The organism is Methanobrevibacter sp. (assembly GCF_017406825.1).
GTDB lineage: Archaea > Methanobacteriota > Methanobacteria > Methanobacteriales > Methanobacteriaceae > Methanocatella.
The window spans coordinates 1-25,940 of record NZ_JAFQXT010000011.1 but is presented as its reverse complement, the minus strand read 5'-3'; the positions used below and the strand labels follow the sequence as shown (position 1 = coordinate 25,940).

The window sequence follows — 25,940 nt, the reverse complement described above, 5'->3', positions numbered from 1 at the left end:
ATTTATATTTCACTTTAAGATATTGATTTTTAAATATATTAAACTTTCATTAAAAAATCATTTTATCAGCGATTTTTTTCAAAAAGGTTTATAACTATTCAATTTAAAAACTATTAATGTAGTAATTAATAAATGGTGAATTTAAATTGTATTGGTTTTTAGTAATTATTGCATTTTTACTGGCCGGTATAAGAACTAAAAAGCCTAAAAAATACCAAAAGGTTTCTGTAATTATCCCGGCTTACAATGAAGAGGACACCGTAGCTACCGTTGTTGAAGTAGTTAAGAAGGTGTCGTTTGTCGATGAAATCATCGTTGTCAATGACGGTTCATCTGACAATACGGAGCAGGAGGCAGTCAACGCTGGCGCCCGCGTGATTAATCATGATACCAATAAAGGTAAGGGGCAGGCATTGTTTACAGGTTATAATGAGGCCGAATGCGACATCATTGCTTTTATTGACGCTGATATTTATAACTTAAGTTCAAAGAAAGTCGAAGCAATGATTAAACCGATTCTCGATGGTAAAACCGACATTACTAAAACCAAGTTTGCACGTGCTAGTGGACGTGTAACGGAGCTAACTGCAAAGCCTCTGTTAAACTTTTTCTTCCCTGAAATTTCATTTGAACAGCCTTTAAGCGGTCAGTTTGCAGCACGTAAAGAAGTATTGAAGAGAATAGATTTTGAACAGGATTATGGTGTTGATGTAGGTATTGTTATTGATGCCGACGTATTGGGAATCTCAATAACCGAAGTTGACATCGGCGCAATAGAACATGACATGTCTCCACTATCAGATTTGAATCTGATGGCTAATGAGGTAGTAAGAACAATTATAAATCGGGCAAACAAATACGGTCGCGTTATCATGATTGATGACATAGGTTATTTTATCCGAATGTCAATTGTCGGACTGTCTTTGATGATTTTAGGTTTATTTACAATATTTTTCGTAAACTTTGTTCCGTTGACTATAGGAATAATGATTAGCGTAATAGGCCTTATAATAGCTGTCTACTACATTATTAAAGTCATCGTAAAGTCCATCATAATGTTCAGGAAAACTCCAAGGGGAAATTTAATCAAGTCGTTTGTGAAGATCCATTTCCCGATGATCATTTCAATTATCCTATTGCTTTTGATGATTTCCACATTCATTGGAGCGGCACACTTTGAAAACGGCGTTTTATCCATTGAGCCAAACTCAAGAAACCTGATTGTTTATGCTGACGATTCTCCAAGGGATAATTCCATTTCCGTAAGAGGACCATATACTGTTGCCACAGCCATTGAAAACGAATCCGACCAAATACGCATGCCCGCCGAAGCGATGATGACGTTAGGTGTTAAAATTAATGACACTATTGTGGTCGACGATACAGACTATCTTATAAACGAAACATTAAGCGGAGAGCCTAACGTTTTAAGGTTGCCAACTAAAGTTAAAAACTTTTTCAACGTAGAAGAGGGTAATGTAATTCAAAACAGCCGCTTAAAAGAAGTATTTGAATCATCTGTAATAACTCATTCATATGATAATGACAACGCCACCGTTAATGAGAAATATATTGTATCCTCAAGGGATGTTCATGCATCAACCTATGAGATATTTTTGGATAACCATTCCATAGTATATTCCGCAGGAATATTTAAAAAGAATTCCACTTATGATATTTCCGTAAACGGCGAATATTATACTTCATTCAACTTCAAAAAGAACAGCAATGTCAGTTTTGATTATTCGAATCATACGGTTGACATATACTTCAAGGATTTAAATACAACATCCATAAAACAGGCCGTACGTGACAATCAGGGTTATTTCTTTGATTTTGAAATTTAAAAAAATAAGTTAAAAATCTAGAAAATGCTTCTAGATTTCTTTTTCATATGCCTTAACGGCCTCTTCAACATCGTCATAAAGTCCAAGCGCAGCGAGGGCACCAACTTTTCCCTGTTCGCCTGTAACTGCAATCAATGGAATGTTCAATTCTTCTGCAACAGATTCGGCTGTTTCAACATCCATCATTCCGGATTTGGTGGCAATCGAATATTGCCTTAATTTTTCAGGAATATCTAAACCTTCCAATATTGCGATTGCTGTTTTGTCTGATAAGGTGTCCCTTTTAAGAATTTCAATAACTCTATCTATCAAATCCTGCTTTTTGGATTCCTCAACTGCGAAAGTTAAAGCGATTGAAACGCAGTTTTGGGTCTTGTGCGGATTATGCGGATACAGCTGAACGATGATATGGTCCAGGTATTCAAACCCTTCACCTGCAAGCTCAACGCCGAGGTTGTGTGCCATTGTCCAGGTAGCTCCCGCATCTTTGGTATCTGTATCATCAACACCAATTACCACTTTTTCAAGTTTTGGTGTTACGACGGTGGCCTTACCTGCTTTTGAGCCTCCTCCAACTTGAATAAGCTCAACATATTTCACGCCTTCACCCATTCCTCTACACATTCCTGCTCCGACTCCTGCTCCTGCAAGACCTGCATGTGTAACTTTCACTTCATCGCCATCAACAACAATCTCATCGATTCCGGCGGCATTGAAACTTGCCTTCAAGTCCAAAGGGGCGCTGCCTACATGGCATTTGTAAACATGTTTGTTCCCGTCCCTGTAAGCGGAATCAATTAGTTCTGAATTGTTTCTATATTGATGCAATAACCAGTGGGACCCTGAAATGCAGGGATGGTATTCAACGATTTCCACCTTCTCACCATCGACCATGGTCAATACCTTTTCATATGGTGCAATCCACGGGTCATTGAATTTTTCCTTTAATTCGTTAGGTTTTAGAATTTCCATTTAATCACTAGATTTCTTTTAATCTGTCACACATCTTGATAGCTGCTTCAACAGCACTTTTAGCGTTTTTAACACGTCTGTGAGCATCCATTCTTGTCATGCCCGGACCGGTAATACCGAGGGCTACTGGTGTGTCGTATTCAAGTGCTAAATCAGCTATTTTACGGGAAGCGTGTTGTGCCACGATTTGATCATGGTCGGTTGCTCCTTCAATTACAGCACCGAGGGTGATGATTGCATCGTATTCCCCTTTCTGCAATAATTTTTTAATTACAAGCGGCATATCGAATACACCAGGAACTGCAACCACTTTTGTAATTTCACAGCCTCTGTTTTTTGCTTCTGCTTGAGCGAGTTCTAACATCATCTGTGTTATGTCATAATTAAATTCAGCAACAACTGCTGCTATTTCATATCTTGCCATTTTTATCAATCCTCTCTTTTTTGTTTATGCTCCACCACTAAATATAATGAGTAAAAATCCTGCTACCCCACTTACTACCATAATGAATATGATAAAAAGTGCCGCAAATTGCATTTTTGTCAATTTTTTGAAATTCATATTTTTATATCTCCATTTATTTTATAAATTATTTATGACTTCACCGGCCAGTTCGGTAGTTGTAGCCGAACCTCCCAAATCACCGGTTAAAGTATTAGCATCATTCAATACTTTCAATATGGAAGCTTCAAATCTATCCGCTTCCTTATTTTCGCCCAAATACCTGAGCATCATTATTGCAGAAAGCATCATAGCTATAGGATTGGCTTTATTCTGCCCAGCAATGTCAGGCGCCGAACCATGGACAGGTTCAAATAACGCTCCATCCTCTCCGATATTTGCTGATGGAATCAATCCAAGCCCTCCAACTAGGCCCGCTCCTTCATCAGATAAAATATCCCCGAAAAGATTGGTTGTTACAATGACTTCAAAGTTTTCCGGTTGTGTAATAAGATACATTGCTGTTGCATCAACATAAAAGTCCTCTGTTGCAATATCAGGATAATCCTTTGCAACTTCATAGAAGATTTCACGAAACAGGCCGTCGGTTTTTTTGAGCACGTTAGCCTTATGAACTGCTGTCACTTTTGTCTTATTGTTTTCTACCGCATATTTGAATGCATAATCAATAATGCGTTTTTCTGCTTCTTTTGTGATAATGCGTCTGGCGATTGCTCCGTCATCGGTGTATGATTCCTCATCGGCAATATACATTCCTTCCGTATTTTCACGCACTATCATAAAGTCAATGTTATCAAATAATGAATTTGTATTCGGATAAGCTTTAACGGGTCTTAAATTAGCGAACATTTTCATTTCCTGTCTGATTTTAACGATAACATCCGCGGCGGTTTCACCGGCGGCACCAAACAGGCACGCATCAGCATCCCTGATGATGTCTAACGTTTCACCGGGCAGTGCGGTTCCGGTCTTTTCAAGGCATTCATCTCCCGCATCACCATAAACATACTCGAAATCAATGTTTAGATGTTCTAAAACATCCAATGTTGCTTGCATGACCTCACGACCAATCCCATCTCCGGGAACAACTGCAATTTTATAGCTATTTGTTTTTGAGGTATTCAATTAAACCACCCTGATTAAGAATTTCCATCATGAACGGAGGCAATTTTTTAAATTTGATTTCTTCTCCATTCTGGGATTTTATTGTAGCGTTTTCCATATCCACTTCAATGATTTCTCCATCTTCAATTAGTTCACTAATTCCAGGGGCTTCAAGAAGGGGAACCCCTACATTTGTAGCGTTTCTGTAGAATATCCTTGCGAAGGACTCGGCAATAACTGCAGATACTCCAACGCCTTTAAGAGCAATCGGCGCATGTTCACGGGAAGATCCGCATCCGAAATTTTTACCTGCGATGATAAAATCCCCCTCATTGCATTTATTGCTGAAATCCGGGTCTAAACCCTCCATACAATGTTGGGATAATCTTTCTTCATCTGTATAAATTAAGTATCTTCCGGGAATTATTATATCCGTGTCAATATCGTCTCCAAATTTCCATGCTTGACCTTTCATAAAATCACTCCGGCGCTGCAATTCTTCCTTCAATTGCTGAAGCGGCAGCAACAGCAGCTGAAGATAAGTAAACTTCACCGTCAGATGAGCCTTGTCTTCCTTTGAAATTCCTGTTGGATGTTGAAAGGCTTACTTCGCCGGGCCCTATAATTCCGATATGTCCTCCAAGGCATGGGCCGCAGCAAGGAGCGGACACAAGCGCCCCGGCTTCAACAAATATTTTTATCAGTCCTTCATCCAACGCTTTTAGATATATTTCTTTTGATGCTGGAATAACCAACATTCTTGTTCCGTTAGCAATTCTATTGCCTTTCAATATTTTTGCGGCATCCCTTAAGTCACTAAGTCTGCCGTTAGTACATGAACCTAAAAATACCTGGTCGATTTCCACATCAACCTCACTAACCGGTTTGACATTATCGACATTGTGAGGACAGGCAATTTGAGGTTCCAAATCATCAACATCAATATCAATTATATTAAGAGAAGGTGAATCCAAATCACTTTTAAATACTTCATATGGCTTATTTGATCGTTTTTCAACATATTCGATTGTCTTTTTGTCCGGTTCCACCAAACCGGTTTTTCCACCCATTTCAATTGCCATATTACATAAGACCATTCTGTCTGAAACGCTCATGTCCGAAACAGCATCTCCGGCAAATTCGCATGCCTTATAAGTTGAACCGTCAGCTCCCATTTCACCGATGATATGCAAAATAACATCTTTAGCATAAACGTTCCTGTTCAATTCGCCTGTAATGTTGAACCGATTGGTTTCAGGCACTTTAAACCATAGGTTTCCTTCTGCAAACACCATCGCCATATCTGTTGAACCGATACCTGTTGCAAAAGCGCCCAGCGCACCGTGAGTACAGGTATGTGAATCAGCACCTACAATAACCTCACCCGGCACGACATGACCGAGTTCGGGCAGGATTTGATGACAGACTCCAGCGTTGACATCATAAAAATGCTTGATATTCTGTTTTTTTACAAATTCTCTCATTAAGATATGGTTGTTGGCGGAATCAATTGAATCGGCCGGGACCTGATGGTCAAAGGGAATAACAATTTTTGTAGAATCCCATACTTTTTCTGCACCAATTTTTTCAAAAGATTGAACTGAAAGAGGTCCAGTCAAATCATGGGTCATTGCAACATCAATGTTTGCAATGATAATGTCCCCAGCTTCAACTTCATCGTTTCCGGAAGCTTTTGCGAGTATTTTTTCAGACATTGTTGGCATATTTCTAACCTCTTAATAATGATAATTATTTATATTTATCAAGTTATATAAACTCTTTTTAATATTTATATATAATGTTTAACAAAATTATAATTCATGAGCAACTCATTTTTTAAAAGATTCAAAAAAGAAGAAAAACCTCCTGAAATCGAGGAAGAAGCTCCTGTCTGGGAAGATAGGATTTTTTGGGTTTCAACATTACAAAAAATAGCATTTCCTGTCTTAAATAATTTGGCTAAAGGTTCACTTAAAAAAAATATGCCTTTTGAATCAAATAGTTCTGAAGGACAGAAATTTTCATATTTGGAAGCCTTTGCTCGCGTTTTCAATGGAATTGCACCTTGGCTGGAATTAGGTGCAGACTCTTCTGAAGAAGGCAGGGTCCGTGAAAAATACATTAACTTGACATTGAAATCCATAGCCAATGCAGTTAATACACATAATAATGATTATATTTTTATTGTAGAACCTAAACAATCTTTAGTTGAGGTTGCTTTGTTTGCTCAAGGATTACTCAGAGCTAAAAATGAAATTTGGCTTAATTTACCAATGGATATCCAGGCAAGAATCATTCGTGAACTGAAAAATACCAGGATTATAGCGCCTTATGAAAATCACTGGCTGCTTTTTACATCAATGATTGAAGCCGCTCTTTTGGAGTTCACAGGCGAATGTGATAAGGAAAGATTAACCTATGCCATATCCAAATTCAGAGATGAGTTCTACATTGGCGATTCAATTTACTCCGATGGCGAGGACTTCGAATCAAATTATTATAACAGCTTTGTTATTCATCCGATGCTTAATGACATTTTGGCCGTGATGAGGAAATACGGTCTTCGCGATGGGGAATTTTTGGATGTGCAGTTGATGAGATCTTCCAGATTGTCTTCTCAACTCGAAAGAGTTATTTCTCCGGAAGGAACTTATCCGGTTTTAGGCAAATCCCTTGCTTATCGCTGTGGTGTTTTCCATTTGCTTTCCCAAGCGGCTTTACTGAAAATATTGCCAAGAAACATTTCACCGGCACAAGTCAGAAGCGCACTTACAAAAGTTATTCAAAGACAATTCACAGGCAATCAAAATTTCAACACAGAAGGATGGTTGATTTGTGGATTAAATGCTTCACAACTTGAACTGTGTGAAGACGATATAAATACCGGCAGCCTTTATGCATGTTGTGCTGTATTTTTAGCTTTAGGTTTAAAAGCTGACGATGTATTCTGGACCGCTCCTTTCCAGGAATGGAGCAGTTTAAAAGCATGGAACGGCAATCAAATACAACCAGACCAACCAATCAATTTTTAACTCAATTCGTATAAGTTCCCGTAATTAAACAATTTAATTTCACTTGGAACTTCTTTTATTATATTTTTAGTATCAAAAATAACGGGATTGGACATGTTTTCACAAATCAAGCTGAAATCCAGTTCTTTAAACTCGTCATGATCACATAAAATCAAAATCAAATCGGCGTCTTTTGTAGCATCATCGAAACTTAAAAAATCGGGATTGTCGATGTGTGGGTCATGAACAGCTATTTCATAATCGCCACTTAATTTGGAGATGATGTCATAAGCGGGACTTTCCCTGTCGTCACCGGTATTTCCCTTATATGAAACACCCAACAGGGCGATTTTACCCTTAGGGATTATCTTTTTAACGTAATCGCACACGAAGTCCGGCATTGAATTGTTTGTGTCACGTGCCAACTTGATGATTTTTGCAGTTTCAGGGGCTTTGGCATAGATGAAGTAAGGGTCAATTGCAAGGCAGTGTCCTCCTACACCAGGTCCCGGGGAGTGCAGGTTAACTCTTGGGTGTTTGTTTGCCATTTCAATAACGTCAAGTGCGTTCACACCAATTTCAGAACATATTTTTGCGAGTTCATTTGCAAGAGCTATGTTGACGTCTCTGAATGTATTTTCCATACATTTTGATAATTCAGCGGTTTTCGCTTCAGTCAGCATCAGGTCCCCTTTGACGAACTGGCCATAAACTTCGCTGGCCTTAACTGCACATTCGGGAGTCACCCCTCCGATTATGCGGTCATTATGGATCAGCTCTTCAATGATTCTTCCCGGAAGAACCCTTTCAGGGCAGTGGGCAAGATATAAATCTTTGCCTATTGTAAAACCTGCATTTTCAAAAATCGGTTTGATGGTCTCGTCGGTAGACATTGGAGCTATTGTAGATTCAATGATTACAGTGTTTCCCTTTTCAAGGTAAGGCAGGATTGATTCACATGCGGTTATGACATAACTCAAATCGCAGCTGTAATTTTCAACGATATATGGAGTCGGAACGGTAATTATGAAAGCGTCTGCTTTTTCTGGAGTTAGGCTGGCCTTGTATACTTCTAGTTCTACTGCCTTTTTGATGATGTCGGATATTCCCGGCTCCTCTATGTGAATTATTCCATTATTTAAGTTGTTAATCATTTCTTCTGATATATCCACTCCAACCACCTCGCAGTGGTTGCGACAGAAAAGAGCCGCCGTTGGGAGTCCTATATATCCTTGCCCTATAATACACACTTTCATAATTCTAACCCCTTTGTTTAAATATTATAATAATATTTATAAGTACTGATTATTAAAGTTTTAAGTGATTGACATGAAGATTTTAATAACCGGTTCCAATGGAATGTTAGGCCATGATTTAATCAATGTTTTAGGCAAAAAGCATGATTTAGTTCCTACAACCTCAAAAACATTGGATATAACAGATAAAAAACAAACAATTGAATATATCTGTGATAAAAAACCTGACATTGTTATTAATTCGGCAGCATACACTGATGTTGACGGCTGTGAAGAAAACCAGGATTTGGCCTACAGCGTCAATGCGCAGGGAGTTCGAAATTTGGCTTTGGCCTGTCGGGAGATTGACTGTGCTTTGCTTCATATCAGTACGGATTATGTATTTGACGGCACTGCAACAGAGCCGATACGGGAAGATGGCCAAATAGGCCCGATTAGCGTTTACGGCAAAAGCAAACTCGAAGGAGAGGAGGCAATACAGGAAATTCTCGATAAGTATTTTATTGTCCGTACAGCATGGCTATACGGTATCAACGGCCGCAATTTCCCAAAAACAATGCTTGAACTAGCCGAAAACCACAAAGAGATTAAAGTCGTATATGATGAGGTTGGAAGCCCCACATATACTTTGGACCTGGCTGAGGGAATTTCACAGCTAATCGAAACGGATTATTATGGAATATATCATCTGACCAATTCAGGGCACTGTTCATGGTGTGAGTTTGCGCGATACATCTTTGAAATATCAAAAAAAGACGTTGAAGTGATTCCGGTTACCGCATCCGAGTTTGCAAGACCTGCACCAAGACCGTCCTATTCAGTTCTGGAAAATAGAAACTGGATTGAAAAGGGGTTCAAACCACTTAGAAATTATAGGCAAGCAATAAATGAATATATTGAGTTGATTTTATGAATAAAAAGTTAATATTAATCATTGCATTAGTCATTGCGGCCTTCACTCTTTCTGCCGTAAGTGCAGGATTTTTCGATTTTCTCCACTTCGGCGATGATGACGAAGTTGGCCCGGCCGATGTTAATGTAGTCGAAGACGGCGAATACTGCACCGTTGATGAGGTGGCGGCATATATAAAGGAGTTTCATAAGCTTCCAAGCAATTACATTACAAAAGATGAAGCCAGAAAATTAGGCTGGCAGGGCGGACCGCTTAAGAAATACGCACCCGGAAAAAGCATAGGCGGAGACACATTCACAAATCGTCAGCACATCCTTCCGGACAGCGATTCAAAATACATCGAATGCGACATCAATGCCAACGGCACCGTCCGCGGAGCAGAAAGAATCGTTTACAATACAGGCAATTATAAAGTGTATTACACAAGTGACCATTACACTACATTCACAGAGGTGTAAAAATGCTCTTAGACGGTAAATTAATCAAACAAAGGGGGCATGATTATTTGATGGAAGCCCTGGATTTGCCGGATTATTACGGCAAAAATCTGGACGCATTATATGATTGCCTCACCGAAAGGGAATTTGAAATTGAACTGATCAATGCCGGTGAAGTTGATGAGGATATTCTTGAAACTTTCAGGGATGCATCAGATGAAAACGATTTATTAAAATTTAAAATAATATGAGAAATAAAAGTGATATCATGAAAGGTATAGTGTTGGCTGGCGGATCCGGGACTCGTTTGTATCCTATCACCAAGGTTATTTCAAAACAATTGCTGCCGCTTTATGACAAACCGATGATTTATTATCCTATTTCAGTTTTAATGCTAGCTGGAATCAAAGAGATTTTAATTATTTCAACTCCTAGAGACTTGCCGATGTTCAGGGACTTGCTGGGAGACGGTTCAAAGTTGGGCATTAAGTTTGAATATGCGGTTCAGGAAAATCCGAATGGGCTTGCCGAAGCCTTTATCGTAGGTGAGGATTTCATCGGCGACGATAATGTGGCGCTCATTTTGGGCGACAACATTTTCCATGGACACAGATTCACCGAAATCCTTGAAAGGGCAACTGAACTTGACAAAGGAGCTATCGTATTTGGCTATTATACAAACAATCCTGAGGCCTTTGGGGTCGTTGAATTTGATGAGGAATGGAACGTGTTGTCAATTGAGGAAAAACCCGAAAAACCGAAATCAAACTATGTTGTGCCGGGACTTTATTTCTATGATAACGACGTAATCGAAATAGCCAAAAAAGTTAAACCTTCACAAAGAGGCGAAGTTGAAATCACCTCAATAAATGAAGAGTATTTAAAACGCGGAAACCTTAAGGTAGAGTTGTTGGGCCGTGGAATGGCATGGTTGGACACCGGAACACATGAAGGACTTCTTGAGGCTGCAAACTTCATCGAAACAGTTCAAAAAAGGCAAAGCCTATACATCGCATGTCTTGAAGAGATTGCATATCTTAAAGGATACATAGGCAAGGAACAGCTATTGAAAACAGCCAAAGAACTTGAAAAGACAGACTATGGAGAATACTTATTTAACTTAGCTGAAAGGTGATTTTGATGGGCAAATTTAAATTCATTGAAACCGGAATCAAGGACATGTTCGTAGTTGAACCCACAGTTTTTGAAGATAACAGGGGATACTTCATGGAAACCTACCAGGAAAATGAATTTAAACAGGCCGGCCACGATTTAAATTTTGTTCAGGATAACCAATCAAAATCTACAAAAGGCGTATTGAGAGGCCTGCATTTACAGCTGAATTATCCTCAGGGGAAACTCGTACGCGTCATTAAAGGAAAGGTTTTCGATGTTGGCGTTGATTTGAGAGGGGATTCCCCGACCTACGGCAAATGGCATGGCGAAATATTGTCCGAAGACAATAAAAGGCAACTATACATTCCTCCGAAATTTGCCCACGGCTTTCTGGTATTGTCTGATGAAGCCGAATTCCTATATAAGTGTACGGAATTCTATCATGGGGAAGATGAAAGCGGAATAATATGGAACGATAAGGACATAGCCATTGACTGGCCGTTGGATGAAATAGACGAGATAATCTTATCGGATAAGGACAGGGAATTGAAGCCCCTTAAGGAATCTCAAATTAAATATTGGTGAGTGTCATGACAAACATTTTAGTTACAGGCGGAGCAGGCTTTATTGGAAGCAATTTTGTAAGGTACATGGTAAACAAATACTCAGATTACCATATCATCAATCTGGACGCACTTACATACTGCGGAAATCTTGAAAACTTAAGAGACATTGAGGATAAAGATAATTACACTTTTGTCAAAGGCAATATTAGGGATAAAAGCGTTGTTGATGAGCTTGTTAAAAAATCCGATTATGTAATCAACTTTGCCGCCGAAAGCCATGTTGACAGAAGCATTGAGGATCCGGAAATATTCATCAAGTCAAATGTCCTCGGAACACAGGTGCTTTTGAACGCGGCAAAGGAACACGGCGTTGACAAGTACATCCAGATTTCAACCGATGAGGTTTATGGAACTCTTGGCAAAACAGGATATTTCAAGGAAACAACTCCTTTACAGCCTAACAGTCCATATTCAGCTTCCAAAGCAGGTGGGGATTTAATCACAAGAGCCTACTTTGAAACTTTTGACTTGCCTGTAAATATTACCCGATGTTCAAACAATTATGGTCCGTACCAATTCCCTGAAAAATTGATGCCTCTGATGATTTCCAATGCATTGGAAGATAAAAAATTGCCGGTTTACGGCGATGGAAAAAATATTCGCGATTGGCTGCATGTGCATGACCACTGCACCGCAATTGACATGGTTTTGCATGATGGAAAACCGGGCGAAGTTTATAACATTGGCGGAAACAATGAAAAGGAAAACATCAACATTGTTAAATTAATTCTTGAAACGTTGAATAAGGACGAATCATTAATAGAATTTGTAACTGACCGTTTAGGTCATGATAGGCGTTATGCTATTGATTCAACAAAGATTAAGGAAGAATTGGGATGGATGCCTGAATATAGTTTTGAAACAGGCATCAGCGAAACAATCCAGTGGTATCTTGACAATCAGGATTGGATTAGTAATGTAAAAAGCGGACAATATCAGCAGTACTATGAAAAAATGTATTCCAACAGATAATATTTTACACTTGAAACATACCTCTTTGTTGTATAATGTTCAATTTATTCATTATTTTTAAAAATTTTATTAAATTATTTTTATATTTTGCTTTATTTTAATGACAGTTTTTCAGAATAATTTTTTTAAAATTTCATTCGAATAAGGATAATTTTATATATTATTATTATTTAATCTTAAATGTAGATAAATTTAAATTAATTTTGGGAAAATGGTGATTGGATGTTGGAGCAATATTTGCCTTTTGTGGGACTTATTATATTCGGAAATATTGAAAACTTGGTTTTATCTTCCCAAGGTGTTGTAGCTGGTGTCAATCCACTTAAATTAGGTATTGCAAGTTTTTTTTGTGTGGCTTTTTGGTTGCTTATCGGAACTTTAGGAACACAAACTTTTATAGAATATGTTGATTTCATTGATTTCATTGGAGGATTGGCCATTTTCATTTTAGGAGCCCAGGCAATGATTGCTTCTATCAGAGGTGAATAGTATGGATCCTGAAATTAGGCATTTTTTACCATTATTGATTTTTGGAAACATCGAAAACCTAATTTTAGCAGCTCAGGGTGTTGCAGCCGCAGTTGATCCAGTAACTCTGGCGATTTTGAGTTTTATTGCTGTACTCTGCTGGTTGCTGATTGGAACCTTTGGTACAAGATTTGCAATGAAATATGCAAGATACATTAATTTCATCGGCGGTTTGGCCATTTTCATTTTGGGTCTCCAAGCAATGCTCGAGTCACTTCCTGGAATTTTAGCATTTTTCCATTAGATTACCATGTCATATTTAAAGCATAAGGTTTATGGTTTAATTTTTAAACTGTTTAAACGCAACAACATTGAAGAGAAAAGAGTTTCTTTTATAATTGATTCTGGAGAGTCATTTAAAGGAAATTTGGATTATATCAAAAAGGAATTTGAGAAAAGAGGAGATTTCGAGTTCCACTTTTTTTACAAAGACAAGCTGTCCCCCGACAGCTTTAAAAAATTATCAAGCTCCAGATACATTTTCCTGAATGACAACTTTTTTCCCCTTGCATTCATGGAATTCAAACCTGAAAATTGCATAGTGCAGTTATGGCATGCTCCGGGAGCTTCAAAAAAATTCGGCGGGTCTGTTGATTTTGAAAGCAGGGAAATTTTAGGCAAAATCTCTCAAAAGACAGATTATCTGATCGTCACTTCCAAAAACATTATCGGATATTATAGCGAAGCATTCCAAATGCCCGAAGATAAGATCAAGCCTTTAGGCCTTCCAAGGATGGATTATTACTTTGAGGACCATGACACGGATAGGCTAAGACAGGATTTTTTCAAAAAATACGGTGTTTCTTCGGATAAGAAAATAATTCTTTATGCTCCGACTTTCAGGGATGAGGAAAGATATAACAATGTATTCGATTATCTTGATTTGGATAAGTTCAATCGGGAATTGGGGTCCGAATATGTTCTGGCCCTGAGGCTTCATCCGAAAATCAAGGACTTCTATAAACGCGACATTTCATCAGATGGCCAATATATTGATGTCAGTGATTTTGAAAGCGAACAGGAGCTGATGCTTATAAGCGATATTCTAATAACCGATTATTCATCAATAATGATTGAATTTTCCGCTTTGAATAAGCCTACCGTATTTTTCACATATGATCTGGATTATTATCTGGCTAATGAACGCGGATTTTATTATGATTTTAAAACTACAGTTCCTGGACCCATCGTCCACTCATCCGATGGGCTGATTGACGTGATAAAAAATGACGGCTTTGATAAAAGCAGGATTTCGGAATTTGTCAAGACGCAATTTGATGAAATAGACGGCCATTCATCTCAAAGAATCGTTGATTACCTGTTGAATGGAGGAAGGTAAAATGGATAATTTTAAAGTGAGCGTAATCGTTCCCGTCTACAACGCTTCACAGTATATAAGTAAAACCTTAGATTCAATAATCAGTCAGGATTTTGATGGTTTTGAAATAATAGTTGTCGATGACGGCTCAACCGACGACAGCCTTGAAATAATAAACCGCTGTTTGGCCGGCTGCAACATACCCCATAAGATAATCCACCAGGAAAATGCCGGAGTCAGCGTAGCAAGAAATGCAGGAATCGATGCGGCCGAAGGGCAATACCTTGCTTTTGTGGATGCGGACGACTACATATCAAAAAGGCATTTGTCCAGCCTTTATAACGGCAAAACCGATTTCAGCCTAACATTATACGCCAAAAAGGAAGGCGATAAATTAGTCAGTTTGGATACCTATCCGCAGGATGTGATTTCCGCTCATGATTTTATTGAAATGGAATTGAAGATGCAGATAACATTCAATTTCTTCCAGTTAATGTATAGATCCGACATAATCAAGGACAACAACATCAGATTCACCCCAGGCACGGTCTACGGCGAAGATACGGAATTCGCCCACAAGGCATTGAATCATGGTGATGAAATAGCCATCAACAATGAAGTGACCTATTATTATGTCCAACACGAAGATTCCGCAATCAAAATGACTGAATACAGGCGTTTTGACATTGTCAGGATATTTGAAGGCTTGGCAGAATTTTACAGGAAAAACAACAAGCCCGAGTTTGCAGATTTGATAATCACTTCCAGAATTCCAAAGGCGATATTCGCAAACATGAACTTCTTTTTTTACAGCGGCTATGACTTCGACGAGGTGCTGGGTAAGATGAAGGAGTTGGACCTGCTTGAAAAGATGTCCAGATTCAGGGGAGATGCCAAATTCAAATTAAAGATAAGGTTATTCTTATTAAATCCAAAGTTATACTATAAGATATGGAGAAAACTTAAAAATTCAATTGATTAACATGAAAGTTTCAGTCGTAACACCCAATTATAACGGAGAAAGATTCCTGAAAACATATTTCGAGTCACTTAACAGAGATTCGGAATGCATAGGCGAGGTTATCATAGTCGATAATGGATCAACCGACAACAGCAAGGAATACATTAAAAGCAGATCCTTTGACTTTCCCGTCAGGCTAATCGAAAACAAGGAGAATGTAGGTTTTTCCCCGGCGGTCAATCAGGGGATTAATGAAGCGCAATATGAATACATCTTTTCTTTAAATAATGACACTGAAGTTAAAAAGGGCTCCATTAAGGCATTGGTTGATTTGATCTCTAGCGATGACAGGATATTTTCACTTCAGGCAAAGATGCTTCAATACGACAACAAGGAATTAATCGATGACGTTGGAGACGAATACAATTTGCTGGCCTGGACTAAAAAGACAGGCGAAAATCACAATTCCGATGAATATATTGAAGTCCGCGAAATATTTTCTGCCTGTGCCGGAGCCGCAATGTATAAAAAATCGCTCCTCGAAGAGATAGGGATGTTCGACGACAACTTCTTTGCCTATATGGAGGATGTGGATTTGGCAGTAAGGTCAAAAATCAACGGCTATATGAATCTCTTATGTCCCCAAGCTGTCGTATATCATATTGGAAGTGCAACAAGCGGAAGCCGCCACAATGATTTTAAAGTTCGTTTAGCGGCCAGAAACAATGTTTGGGTTGTTTATAAGAATATTCCCATTCCAATGAAGATTGTTAACTTCATATTCCTGTTTTTAGGTTTTTTAATCAAATATTTATTCTTTTTAAAGAAAGGATTTGGTCCGGTTTACCTGTCAGGCATTCGCGAAGGCCTCTCCTCAAGGAGCAAAATCGAAAAGGTAAAGTTCGAATCCAAAAATACAAAAAATTATTTTAAAATCGAATACAGATTAATTATTAACACCCTTAAATTTCTAAAAAAATAATCAGTGAGTTTCATGGACCTTTCAGTTGTTATTGTAAACTATCAGACCTTCGAGTTAACTAAAAACACGGTCAACTCCATTCTGGATTATGATTATCCATTCAGTTTTGAGATATTTGTAGTGGACAACGCATCTGCAGACGATAGTTTGGCCAGATTAAGGGATTATTTCGGTGACAAAGTCAAATTCATTGCATCCAAACAGAACAACGGTTTTGCAGCCGGAAACAATCAGGCTTTAAGACTAGCCACAGGTAAATATCAGCTTCTTTTAAATTCAGACACTATTGTTTGGGAAAAAACCTTGGAAGACATCTATAACTACATGGAAAGCAATCCTGATGTTGGCGCGTGCGGCTGCAGGGTTCTTCTGGAAAACGGCGAGCTTGACAAGGCATGCAAGAGATCTTTTCCCAACGTCAAAAACTCATTTTTCAGATTGTTCCATATTCCAACAAAAAGCAAGGACGACAATTATAATTTAACGGATTTGCCGGACGATGAGGTCTATGAAATCGATTGCCTAACGGGCGCTTTCATGTTCATGAGAAAGGAAGCTCTTGACATGGCAGGCTTTTTGGATGAGACATTTTTCATGTACGGCGAGGACATCGATTTGTGTTACCGCATCAAAAAATCCGGCTGGAAAATAATCTATTACGGAAAATCAAAAATCACCCACCTGAAAGGTGCAAGCAGCAAAAAACAAAAATCCAAGTTGATATATGAATTTTACCGTGCAATGTATGTTTATTATAAAAAACACCATTCAAAAGAATCGTTTTTCCTTGTTAACTGGATAGTATATTTGGGAATTGCCCTTTTATGTGTTTTAAAACTGTTTTTAAATTTGTTTAAAAAGAAAAGTTAATAATAAATTAACTTAATATATATAATAAACTAGTTTAGGTAGTTATTATGATAAAGGAAAATCAAAGGGCATTGAATATTTTATTGGTATTAATTGACGTTCTAGTCATTATTCTATCACTCGTATGCTCTTTCTGGTTAAGGTTTAAAACCACTTTATTCGGACCTATCGGAGGACATTTGGGCTTTTTCAGTTACCTTCTATTTTTAGTTTTGGCTGTCATTCCTGTTTATCTGATATTATACTTCGGGTTTGGTCTATATAAACCACGCAGAACTTATAAAAATCTGTTTTCGGAAGCTACACAAATAATAAAGGTTAACATTCTCGCATTCTTTGTTCTGGTTTCAATACTGTTCATCATAAATCAGCCTAACTTCTCAAGAATCATGCTGTTCCTGCTTGCAGTCATAGCCACATTCTTCGGAATAATTGAGAGGTTCATAGTTAGAAGCATTCTAAAGAATTTAAGAGTCAACAACAAAAACCTAAAGCATATCCTGATTGTCGGGGACAACGATTTGGCATTCACATTCGCCCGTAAGATCCGCGCCAACCCATACCTGGGTTTTGTTGTCAGCGGATTTTTGGGAAGGGCAGACCATGTGGGAAGAGAAATCGAAGGAAGCAAAATCATAGCTCCATTTAAAGACATAGATAAGGTTCTGGAAAATAACGATTATGATAGGGTTGTTTTAGCCATTCCTTTGAAATATTATTATAAAATCAATGAACTAGTGGAGAGTTGTGAAAGAGTAGGAATCAAGGCGGAAATCATTCCGGACTATATCAGATACTTCCCGGCACAGCCGTCAGTGGACATGATTGAAGACATTCCGATCATTAATATCCGTTATGTTCCTTTGGATGATAATTTCAATAAATTCATCAAATACGCTTCTGATTACATTATATCAATAATAGCAATCATTATAACCTCACCAATCATGATTATTACAGCTATTGCTATTAAATTAACATCTCCAGGCCCTATAATCTTCAAACAGGAAAGAATGGGCTATCATGGTAAGACATTCATGATGTATAAGTTCCGCAGTATGAAAGTACAGGACCCTAATGAGGAAAAATCAGAATGGACTACACGTGACGATCCAAGAAAAACCAGAGTGGGAGATTTAATCAGAAGAACAAGCATTGATGAATTGCCGCAATTTTTCAACGTTTTAAAAGGCGATATGAGCGTTGTCGGTCCAAGACCTGAAAGGCCATTTTTCGTGGAGCAGTTCAGGGAAACAATTCCCAAATATATGGTTAAGCATCAGGTGAAACCCGGCTTGACAGGATGGGCCCAGATTCATGGATGCCGTGGCGATACTTCAATAAGAAAACGTATAGAATATGATATAGAGTATGTGGAAAACTGGCACATGGGTTTGGATTTGGGGATCATGATTAAAACCACTTTAAAGAAAAATCCGAATGCATATTAACTGTGCATTTTCACATTTGTGCACTTTGCCAATATTTATATTAAATTTTTTTGATAATATCAGTTGGGAATACTTTTCAAATGCTCTCTCTAATACTTTATATACACTATGATTATAAAATTATAATTAACTTTTCTATGAGGGGTTTGGTATGCAAGAAAAAATTTTAGAAGAATACGAAAAAGTTAAAGATATACTTTCACAAGAAGAGTTCTTAGCAGAATTGGAGAAAATAAAGTCCGATAACGATGAAATAGACTTCATCGATGATTTTGGAGCTGCTCAAATGGTAGTTCAAAATTATAAAGGCATGGATACAGACATCTTCGACAATAAAATTGAAGAAGGGTCATTTACAATGACTGAGGACCTTCAGGAAAGATATGATAAAGTCAAAAATCAAATTTCAGAAGAAGAATTTTTCACAAGAATGGAACAGTTCAGACAAAAGGAAATTGAAAACCCGTTCATGACCGATGTCAGTTTAGCCGATATGGTTGTAGGCGAATTGGTCACCGATGAAGTTGAAGTCGTTTCCGAAAAACCAGAATACAATATCGACACCATAGATAAGCTGGAAAAAGGCAGCAGGGACGTTACCATTTCAGGAAGAGTAGTTTCAATTTCAAATAAAAGGTCCTTCAAAACCCGTAAAGGTACAAGCGGCGAAGTCTGCAATGTCGAGTTAAAGGACAATACCGGCCAAATTAGAGCGGTTTTCTGGACTCAGAACATTAAATTGCTGAGACATGTCGAAGAAGGGGACATCATACAAATTAAAGAAGTTGATATTAAAGAGGGATACTCAGGACTCGAAGCCAATCTAAGACCAAGGTCCGTTGTAATCAAACTGGAGGAAGACCCTTCCAAATACCCTGCTTACGAAGAGGAAATAACAAATATTTCAGACATCGAGCCTGAAACTAAAGTCAATATAATCGCCAGAATTCTCAGAATCCCAACTATAAGAAGTTATGAGAAAAATGGAAAAGAAGGAAAAGTTGCATCACTTGAATTGCAGGACGGTTCAGGACAAATCTCTTATACATTATGGAATAAAAACGTCGAACTGATCGATGAATTGGGACTTGAAGACGGCGATACAGTTAAAATCCTTCAGGCACAAGCAAGGGAAAGACCAAATCGTGACGGAGAAAATGAAATAACACTGACACACTGGGATGGAAGAATCATCAAAGGAGATTATGACGTTCCCGAAATCGTCCAGGAATTCACACCAATCGGAGATTTAAGTGAGCAAAGGGATGTTTCCATCATAGGTATTGTTTCAAGACTTCAGGACATTAAATTATTCACAAGAAAAACCGACAACACCGAAGGAAAGCTAAGAAACTTTGACGTCAGAGACACAACCGGCGAAATTAGAGTGACAGTTTGGGGAGATGACACCGGACTGCCAATCAATAAAGGTGACATAATCAAAATCATAGGAGGAGACGTTCGCTATGATGAATATACTCAAAGTCAATACTCCATGAATACTAATTTTAATACTCAAATTACAATTAATCCACAAAACTTGTCTGTTGAAGAATTGGATGAATTGAATTCATTAAGAGAAGAGTTACACCCAACCCCTATCGGTGAAGTAGAGTTAATGGATGATGACGGCATAGAAATAGACATAATCGGCAGAATCTTATCTGTTGAAGACCCTAGAGAATTCCAACGCGACACAGGTGAAGTTGGAATGGTCCGTTCTGCAATGATTGCTGATGAATCAGGCAAAGTCAGATTATCATTCTGGAATGAAAAAGCTCAAGGGGATTATGGTGTAGGCGAAGCTTACAGAATTGAAAATGCAAGATCAAGACTAGGAATGTACAGTGTTGATTTAAATGTTGGCGGTGGTTCAAGAATTATCAGATTGTCAGAAGAAGAAGCATCTGCCATGTTTATCCCTAAATTAGAAACATTGGAAAAAGCCCTTTATGACTACAAAAAGATTTCCGATTTGGATGAGGATGAGCAGGACACAATCATCATTGGAAGAATCATCGATTTGAATGAGGTGCGCAAATTTGACAGAGACAACGGCGATGAAGGTCATGTTAGAAATATTGAGATAGCCGATGACACAGGTTCACTCAGGGTTGTTTTATGGAATGACGACGCCAAAAAAGAATATGAATTAGGTCAAGCGCTCAAAATCAAGAACCCTCGTTTAACTTTAGATATGGATAACCGTATTGAAGCCAGTGTATCAAGCGCCACTACATTATTGGATCCTAGCGAAACAGAATTGGAAAAATTACCTTCTCCGGATGAACTGATGGAGATGATTTTCGTATCCAAATCCATAGAATCATTGTCAGAGGATGATACCAATGTACACATCACTGCTGAGATTATAGAGGTGTCAACTAACAGGAACCTACTCGCAAAATGTCCTAATTGCGGTGCGGGTGTTGAGGAAGGAGAAGATGAATACATTTGCGACAACTGCGGACATGTCTTTGATGAACCGAGGTACACACTCATGATTCCTACAACCGTTTCAGATGGAACCGAAATTCAAGCTACATTCTTCGGCAATTTGGCTGAAGAACTCATAGGCATGAAGACTGATGAAATTGTCAATGCAATTGCCGACGGTTATGGAATTGAAGATAAAATTGAAGATTTAGTAAATCAAACTATTGAATTTATTGCTAATGTTAGCTTTGATCAATATTATGAAACTAGCAGGTTAAATCCTAAAAAACTATTAAAAAAATACTATTAAACAAGTGAGGAATGATTATTATGGTAGAATTAGCAGATTTACCAGGTGTTGGTGAAAAAACAGCAGAAAAATTGAAAGACGCAGGTTTTGCTGATATGATGAGATTAGCCACTGCTACTCCAAAGGAATTATCAGTCAAAGCGGAAATAGGCGAAGGTGTTGCGGAAAAAGTTATTGAAGCTGCACGTAGAGCTGAAAACATTACTTTCGAAACAGCATTGGAAGTAGATGAAAGAAGAAAAGACGTAGGACACATCACTGTCGGAAGTCAGGAATTCAACGACTTGATCGGTGGAGGAATCGAAACCCAGTCAATCACTGAAGTATTCGGTGAATTCGGATCAGGTAAAAGTCAAATTTCCCACGAATTAGCTGTTACTGTTCAATTACCAAAAGAACTTGGCGGTCTTGAAGGCGAATGCGTATTCGTCGACACTGAAAACACTTTCCGTCCTGAAAGGGTTAGACAAATTGCAGAAGGATTTGAACTTGACACCGAGCAGGTTTTAAGCAGAATTCATGTGGCACGCGCATTCAATTCAGCCCATCAAATCCTGATGGTCGATAAGATCAATGAACTCATTCAAAGCGGAGTCAATGTTAAATTGGTCATTGTTGATTCATTAATGGCTCACTTCAGAGCGGAATATGTCGGAAGGGAATCTCTTGCCGTAAGGCAACAAAAATTAAACCAACATTTGCATTCACTTCAACAAATTGCAAACACCTACAATGTTGCAATATTTTTAACTAACCAGGTTCAAGCTAAACCTGATTCATTCTTCGGAAGCCCTACAAAGGCTATCGGCGGTCACGTTTTAGGTCACGCATCCACTTACAGGATTTGGCTTAAAAAAGGTTTGGCCGGAAAAAGGATTGCACGTTTAGTGGATTCTCCTCATTTGCCTGAAGGCGAATGCGTATTTAAAATTACTAGCGAAGGTATCGTTAGTTAATTTTATTTTCTTTTTTTTCTTAACTTTTTTATACTTTTTTTACTAAATTAACATTTAATGAATGCTATTGAGATTACTATTTTGTCAATCATCATAATGATTGGAATCGGATATTTCCTTAAAAGAATAGATTTTTTAAGCGAAAAAGACATTGATCCCTTCAATAAGATAGTAATGTACATTCTAATGCCCTGCATGATTTTTCATGCAATCTACTCGGCGGACCTGTCATTGCTTTCGAAATTAAGTATTCTTCCCTTCGTTATTTTGGCCTCATCATTCATTACAGGAATTGTTTCATATTTCATTTTAAGACAATTGGGATTGGATGATAGGACATTATGGAGTGTTTTGGTTACTGTCATGATTGCCAATACGGCTTTCATGGGTTATCCGGTAACTTTAGGCATTTTTGGACAGGATGGATTTTTAAGGGCAATCTTTTGTGACATGGCTACTTTATGCATCTTTTTGATTTTGTCATTCCTGTTGATAATGAAGTTTGGCGGAACCGCAAAGGCAGCCGTTAAAAGAATTTCGTTTTTTCCTCCTCTTTGGGCGGTTATCCTTGGATTGGGGTTTAATTTCTTCAACATTCCAATAGGGCCTGTGGTTGACAATACAGTTAATTATCTGGGTCAGGGGGCCATTCCCCTAATCATGATAGCATTGGGTTTGTCGATTGACTTTTCGGCAATAAAGAGAAGCAGGTTCATGATTGCGTTCACTTCAGTCATGAAATTGGCATTTTTCCCGGCCGTCGCATTCATCATCGCTTCAAAAATCGGTTTGGTTGACCTTCAACACACTGTTTGCGTTGTCGAGGCCGCTATGCCATCCGGGATGATGTCCTTGTTACTTTCGATTACATACAAGCTTGACTATGAACTGACTTCGGACTGCATATTGATCAACACTGTAATCTCTTTGATTACACTCCCCGTGATAATTATGTTAATTTAGCCAAAAAAGTAATAATTTAAATTAACCTAAATTTATCGTTTATTAAAAAAAGTAAAATTAAACTTTATTTGAGTCAATAATGAAGATTTAGCCTTAGTTAGAAATTTAAAGCTATTTTTAAAGAGATTTTCTCTTCTCATATATAAACTTTACTCCAAGAGATTTATAAATAAGTTTATATATGTGTATTTACTACATTAGTATATCTAATACTATGTAAAAATTTATATCTATTTTTAAAATTGCAATTTTTTATATATATTAGATATTTTTCACGACTTGTACAAGGTGAATTAATATGGCAGAAGAAATAAATAATGAAGAAATTAGGATAGGTGTCTATGTTTGTCACTGTGGTGTGAACATTGGTGGAGTAGTCGACTGTCCTGACGTTGCTGAATACGCAAAGTCACTTCCAAACGTTGTATACGCAACTGACTACAAATACATGTGTTCCGACCCTGGTCAAGCTATGATCCAAGAGGACATTAAAGAGAAAAACTTAAACAGAATTGTTGTAGCAGCATGTTCCCCTCGTCTTCACGAACCTACATTCCGTAGATGTGTAGAAGAAGCTGGATTAAACAAGTTCTTATTTGAATTTGCAAACTTAAGGGAACAAGACTCCTGGGTACACATGGATTTACCTGAAGAAGCTACCGCAAAAGCTAAAGACTTAACACGTATGGCTGTTGCAAAAGCAAGATTACTCGAACCATTAGAAGCTACCAAAGTAGCAGTAGATAACAAAGCATTAGTTATCGGTGGTGGAGTCGCTGGTATCCAAACTTCCTTAGACTTAGCTGACATGGGCTTCAAAACCTACGTTGTAGAAAGAAACCCAACCATCGGTGGAAGGATGGGACAATTAGATAAAACATTCCCTACTCTTGACTGTTCAATGTGTATCTTAGCACCTAAGATGGTAGACTGTGCAAAACACGAAAACATAGAATTGATTTCCTATGCAGAAGTTAAAGAAGTTGACGGATTCATCGGAAACTTCACTGTAAAAGTTGAGAAAAAACCTAGATACGTAGACGAAGCATTATGTACTGGATGTGGATCCTGTCAAGAAGCTTGTCCTATCGAAATACCTAACTACTACGACGAAGGTGTCGGTATGGTAAAAGCTGCATACATCCCATTCCCTCAAGCTGTACCATTATGCGCTACAATCGACAAAGACTACTGTATCGAATGTAACTTATGTGTACAGGCATGCGGACCTGAAGCAATCGACCACAACCAACAACCTGAAATCATCGAATTAGAAGTTGGTACTATCGTTGCTGCTATCGGTTACGACCCATTCGACCCATCCGGAATTTACCAATACGGATACGGCCGTTTCTCAAACGTAATCACTGCTATGGAAATTGAAAGGATGATTAACGCATCCGGTCCTACCGGAGGACACGTTGTAAAACCTTCCGACGGTATCGAACCTAAACGTGTAGCATTCATCCACTGTGTAGGTTCAAGAGATGAACAAATCGGTAAACCATACTGTTCCAGAGTATGTTGTATGTACTCCATGAAAAACGCTCAATTATGTATTGACCACGAACCTGATACCGAAGTAACCTGTTACTACATGGATATCCGTTCATTCGGTAAAGGATACGAAGAGTTCTACAAAACATCTCAAGAAAAATACGGTATTGAATTTATCAGAGGTAAACCTGCACAAATCTTCGAAAACGATGATTTAACCTTAACTATCAGAGCAGAAGACACTTTACTCGGCAAAGTAACCGAATACACTTACGACTTAGTCGTATTAAGCGTTGGTCTCGAACACTCTGCAGGATCTGACGAACTCAGACAAACTCTCGGTCTTTCCAGATCTGCAGACGGATTCTACATGGAAGCTCACCCAAAACTCAGACCTGTTGACACCTTAACTGACGGTGTTTACATTGCTGGTGTAGCACAAGGTCCTAAGGATATTCCTGACTCCGTAGCACAAGGTTCAGCTGCTGCATCCAGAGCAGCTATCCCAATGGCAAAAGGAGAAGTAGAAATCGAACCTATTATTGCATCCAACGACGAAACCGTTTGTGGTGCTTGTCAAGTATGTGTTGAATTATGTCCATTCGACGCTATTTCAATCGCAACCGGTGTAGGCGGAAAAGAATTTGCACAAATCAACTCCGCATTATGTAAAGGATGTGGAACCTGTGTAGGTGCATGTCCATCTGGTGCAATGAACCAACAACACTTCAAAACCGAGCAAATTATGGCACAAATCAGTGCTGCTCTTGAAGACTTAGGTAAATAGATTTAGAGATTAATTTCTCTATTTCTTTTTTTTCTTTTTTTTTAAATTCAGAATTTCTCAAAATTTATATGCTATTTTTTACATAACTATTGTTATTAAATGAGGAATCTACATGAACCATAATCCAAAAGTGCTGTTATACATATTGATGCTTTCAACAATGG

General features: G+C 38.2%; 25 protein-coding genes. 19 read left to right on the top strand and 6 right to left on the bottom strand.

Going from position 1 to position 25,940, the window contains the following annotated elements; genetic code table 11:
* Positions 1-146 precede the first annotated feature (146 nt).
* Positions 147-1,847: a glycosyltransferase gene (locus IJF99_RS01835; protein WP_292791297.1), complete on the top strand. Its 1,701-nt coding sequence runs from the start codon at positions 147-149 to the stop codon at positions 1,845-1,847.
* Positions 1,848-1,877: 30 nt separating this feature from the next.
* On the opposite strand, the gene mmp11 is transcribed toward IJF99_RS01835, so the two are convergent.
* The 5 genes from mmp11 to hacA all read right to left on the bottom strand — a co-directional run bounded on the left by mmp11 (position 1,878) and on the right by hacA (position 6,110).
* Complete coding sequence (gene mmp11, locus IJF99_RS01830) at positions 1,878-2,819, bottom strand: methanogenesis marker protein 11 (protein WP_292791295.1); 942 nt, start codon at positions 2,817-2,819, stop codon at positions 1,878-1,880.
* A gap of 7 nt (positions 2,820-2,826) precedes the next feature.
* On the bottom strand, positions 2,827-3,243 hold the full coding sequence (ribH, locus tag IJF99_RS01825) for a 6,7-dimethyl-8-ribityllumazine synthase (protein WP_292601552.1): 417 nt from the start codon (positions 3,241-3,243) through the stop codon (positions 2,827-2,829).
* Positions 3,244-3,402: 159 nt separating this feature from the next.
* Positions 3,403-4,407, bottom strand: coding sequence for an isocitrate/isopropylmalate family dehydrogenase (locus IJF99_RS01820; protein WP_292791292.1), 1,005 nt, complete (start codon positions 4,405-4,407; stop codon positions 3,403-3,405).
* Positions 4,385-4,861, bottom strand: a complete 477-nt coding sequence (locus IJF99_RS01815; RefSeq protein WP_292791289.1) for a 3-isopropylmalate dehydratase small subunit — start codon at positions 4,859-4,861, stop codon at positions 4,385-4,387. Before IJF99_RS01815 ends, IJF99_RS01820 begins: the two co-directional genes overlap by 23 nt.
* Positions 4,862-4,865: 4 nt before the next feature.
* Positions 4,866-6,110, bottom strand: coding sequence for a homoaconitase large subunit (gene hacA, locus IJF99_RS01810; protein WP_292791288.1), 1,245 nt, complete (start codon positions 6,108-6,110; stop codon positions 4,866-4,868).
* A gap of 96 nt (positions 6,111-6,206) precedes the next feature.
* Here hacA and IJF99_RS01805 point away from each other — a divergent pair, with 96 nt between their 5' ends.
* Positions 6,207-7,418 (top strand): DUF2264 domain-containing protein, encoded by a 1,212-nt coding sequence (locus tag IJF99_RS01805; protein ID WP_292791286.1) that lies wholly within the window; start codon positions 6,207-6,209, stop codon positions 7,416-7,418.
* On the opposite strand, the gene IJF99_RS01800 is transcribed toward IJF99_RS01805, so the two are convergent.
* The gene (locus IJF99_RS01800) at positions 7,415-8,653 is read right to left on the bottom strand and encodes a nucleotide sugar dehydrogenase (protein ID WP_292791283.1); all 1,239 of its coding nucleotides are present in this window, start codon (positions 8,651-8,653) and stop codon (positions 7,415-7,417) included. The genes IJF99_RS01805 and IJF99_RS01800 overlap by 4 nt on opposite strands.
* Before the next feature lie 73 nt (positions 8,654-8,726).
* Here IJF99_RS01800 and rfbD point away from each other — a divergent pair, with 73 nt between their 5' ends.
* From rfbD to IJF99_RS01715, 17 genes are all read left to right on the top strand, one after another.
* Positions 8,727-9,566, top strand: coding sequence for a dTDP-4-dehydrorhamnose reductase (gene rfbD, locus IJF99_RS01795; RefSeq protein WP_292791280.1), 840 nt, complete (start codon positions 8,727-8,729; stop codon positions 9,564-9,566).
* On the top strand, positions 9,563-10,024 hold the full coding sequence (locus IJF99_RS01790) for a ribonuclease domain-containing protein (RefSeq protein ID WP_292791278.1): 462 nt from the start codon (positions 9,563-9,565) through the stop codon (positions 10,022-10,024). Before rfbD ends, IJF99_RS01790 begins: the two co-directional genes overlap by 4 nt.
* A gap of 2 nt (positions 10,025-10,026) precedes the next feature.
* Positions 10,027-10,254, top strand: coding sequence for a barstar family protein (locus IJF99_RS01785; RefSeq protein WP_292791276.1), 228 nt, complete (start codon positions 10,027-10,029; stop codon positions 10,252-10,254).
* Between the two features lie 17 nt (positions 10,255-10,271).
* Positions 10,272-11,138, top strand: a complete 867-nt coding sequence (gene rfbA, locus IJF99_RS01780; protein WP_292791273.1) for a glucose-1-phosphate thymidylyltransferase RfbA — start codon at positions 10,272-10,274, stop codon at positions 11,136-11,138.
* 5 nt (positions 11,139-11,143) lie between these two features.
* Entirely contained in the window at positions 11,144-11,704 is a 561-nt protein-coding gene (gene rfbC, locus IJF99_RS01775; RefSeq protein WP_292791270.1) for a dTDP-4-dehydrorhamnose 3,5-epimerase, read from the top strand.
* A gap of 5 nt (positions 11,705-11,709) precedes the next feature.
* Positions 11,710-12,717 carry a dTDP-glucose 4,6-dehydratase gene (gene rfbB / locus IJF99_RS01770; RefSeq protein ID WP_292791267.1) on the top strand — a complete coding sequence of 336 codons (1,008 nt, stop codon included), beginning with the start codon at positions 11,710-11,712 and terminating at the stop codon, positions 12,715-12,717.
* Between the two features lie 222 nt (positions 12,718-12,939).
* On the top strand, positions 12,940-13,206 hold the full coding sequence (locus IJF99_RS01765) for a hypothetical protein (RefSeq protein ID WP_292791263.1): 267 nt from the start codon (positions 12,940-12,942) through the stop codon (positions 13,204-13,206).
* Position 13,207: 1 nt separating this feature from the next.
* Positions 13,208-13,489 (top strand): hypothetical protein, encoded by a 282-nt coding sequence (locus tag IJF99_RS01760; protein WP_292791261.1) that lies wholly within the window; start codon positions 13,208-13,210, stop codon positions 13,487-13,489.
* A 6-nt stretch (positions 13,490-13,495) separates the two neighbouring features.
* Positions 13,496-14,584: a CDP-glycerol glycerophosphotransferase family protein gene (locus IJF99_RS01755; RefSeq protein ID WP_292791258.1), complete on the top strand. Its 1,089-nt coding sequence runs from the start codon at positions 13,496-13,498 to the stop codon at positions 14,582-14,584.
* Position 14,585: 1 nt separating this feature from the next.
* Positions 14,586-15,545 (top strand): glycosyltransferase, encoded by a 960-nt coding sequence (locus IJF99_RS01750; RefSeq protein WP_292791255.1) that lies wholly within the window; start codon positions 14,586-14,588, stop codon positions 15,543-15,545.
* 1 nt (position 15,546) lies between these two features.
* Complete coding sequence (locus IJF99_RS01745) at positions 15,547-16,506, top strand: glycosyltransferase family 2 protein (protein ID WP_292791253.1); 960 nt, start codon at positions 15,547-15,549, stop codon at positions 16,504-16,506.
* Positions 16,507-16,518: 12 nt separating this feature from the next.
* Positions 16,519-17,376, top strand: a complete 858-nt coding sequence (locus IJF99_RS01740; protein WP_292791250.1) for a glycosyltransferase family 2 protein — start codon at positions 16,519-16,521, stop codon at positions 17,374-17,376.
* A gap of 47 nt (positions 17,377-17,423) precedes the next feature.
* Positions 17,424-18,827: an undecaprenyl-phosphate glucose phosphotransferase gene (locus IJF99_RS01735; protein ID WP_292791247.1), complete on the top strand. Its 1,404-nt coding sequence runs from the start codon at positions 17,424-17,426 to the stop codon at positions 18,825-18,827.
* Between the two features lie 151 nt (positions 18,828-18,978).
* Entirely contained in the window at positions 18,979-21,573 is a 2,595-nt protein-coding gene (locus IJF99_RS01730) for an OB-fold nucleic acid binding domain-containing protein (protein WP_292791244.1), read from the top strand.
* Positions 21,574-21,593: 20 nt separating this feature from the next.
* On the top strand, positions 21,594-22,529 hold the full coding sequence (gene radA / locus IJF99_RS01725; RefSeq protein ID WP_292791408.1) for a DNA repair and recombination protein RadA: 936 nt from the start codon (positions 21,594-21,596) through the stop codon (positions 22,527-22,529).
* Between the two features lie 57 nt (positions 22,530-22,586).
* Positions 22,587-23,492, top strand: a complete 906-nt coding sequence (locus IJF99_RS01720) for an AEC family transporter (RefSeq protein ID WP_292791241.1) — start codon at positions 22,587-22,589, stop codon at positions 23,490-23,492.
* A gap of 298 nt (positions 23,493-23,790) precedes the next feature.
* A complete protein-coding gene (locus IJF99_RS01715) occupies positions 23,791-25,776 on the top strand; it encodes a CoB--CoM heterodisulfide reductase iron-sulfur subunit A family protein (RefSeq protein ID WP_292791238.1) in 1,986 nt (661 codons plus the stop codon).
* Positions 25,777-25,940 lie beyond the last annotated feature (164 nt).

Coding starts and splice junctions, on each gene's coding strand:
- mmp11 (WP_292791295.1), bottom strand. CDS start 2,819: ATGGAAATTCTAAAACCTAACGAATTAAAGGAAAAATTCAATGACCCG.
- ribH (WP_292601552.1), bottom strand. CDS start 3,243: ATGGCAAGATATGAAATAGCAGCAGTTGTTGCTGAATTTAATTATGAC.
- IJF99_RS01815 (WP_292791289.1), bottom strand. CDS start 4,861: ATGAAAGGTCAAGCATGGAAATTTGGAGACGATATTGACACGGATATA.
- hacA (WP_292791288.1), bottom strand. CDS start 6,110: ATGCCAACAATGTCTGAAAAAATACTCGCAAAAGCTTCCGGAAACGAT.
- IJF99_RS01805 (WP_292791286.1), top strand. CDS start 6,207: ATGAGCAACTCATTTTTTAAAAGATTCAAAAAAGAAGAAAAACCTCCT.
- IJF99_RS01800 (WP_292791283.1), bottom strand. CDS start 8,653: ATGAAAGTGTGTATTATAGGGCAAGGATATATAGGACTCCCAACGGCG.
- rfbD (WP_292791280.1), top strand. CDS start 8,727: ATGAAGATTTTAATAACCGGTTCCAATGGAATGTTAGGCCATGATTTA.
- IJF99_RS01790 (WP_292791278.1), top strand. CDS start 9,563: ATGAATAAAAAGTTAATATTAATCATTGCATTAGTCATTGCGGCCTTC.
- IJF99_RS01785 (WP_292791276.1), top strand. CDS start 10,027: ATGCTCTTAGACGGTAAATTAATCAAACAAAGGGGGCATGATTATTTG.
- rfbA (WP_292791273.1), top strand. CDS start 10,272: ATGAAAGGTATAGTGTTGGCTGGCGGATCCGGGACTCGTTTGTATCCT.
- rfbC (WP_292791270.1), top strand. CDS start 11,144: ATGGGCAAATTTAAATTCATTGAAACCGGAATCAAGGACATGTTCGTA.
- rfbB (WP_292791267.1), top strand. CDS start 11,710: ATGACAAACATTTTAGTTACAGGCGGAGCAGGCTTTATTGGAAGCAAT.
- IJF99_RS01765 (WP_292791263.1), top strand. CDS start 12,940: ATGTTGGAGCAATATTTGCCTTTTGTGGGACTTATTATATTCGGAAAT.
- IJF99_RS01760 (WP_292791261.1), top strand. CDS start 13,208: ATGGATCCTGAAATTAGGCATTTTTTACCATTATTGATTTTTGGAAAC.
- IJF99_RS01755 (WP_292791258.1), top strand. CDS start 13,496: ATGTCATATTTAAAGCATAAGGTTTATGGTTTAATTTTTAAACTGTTT.
- IJF99_RS01750 (WP_292791255.1), top strand. CDS start 14,586: ATGGATAATTTTAAAGTGAGCGTAATCGTTCCCGTCTACAACGCTTCA.
- IJF99_RS01745 (WP_292791253.1), top strand. CDS start 15,547: ATGAAAGTTTCAGTCGTAACACCCAATTATAACGGAGAAAGATTCCTG.
- IJF99_RS01740 (WP_292791250.1), top strand. CDS start 16,519: ATGGACCTTTCAGTTGTTATTGTAAACTATCAGACCTTCGAGTTAACT.
- IJF99_RS01735 (WP_292791247.1), top strand. CDS start 17,424: ATGATAAAGGAAAATCAAAGGGCATTGAATATTTTATTGGTATTAATT.
- IJF99_RS01730 (WP_292791244.1), top strand. CDS start 18,979: ATGCAAGAAAAAATTTTAGAAGAATACGAAAAAGTTAAAGATATACTT.
- radA (WP_292791408.1), top strand. CDS start 21,594: ATGGTAGAATTAGCAGATTTACCAGGTGTTGGTGAAAAAACAGCAGAA.
- IJF99_RS01720 (WP_292791241.1), top strand. CDS start 22,587: ATGAATGCTATTGAGATTACTATTTTGTCAATCATCATAATGATTGGA.
- IJF99_RS01715 (WP_292791238.1), top strand. CDS start 23,791: ATGGCAGAAGAAATAAATAATGAAGAAATTAGGATAGGTGTCTATGTT.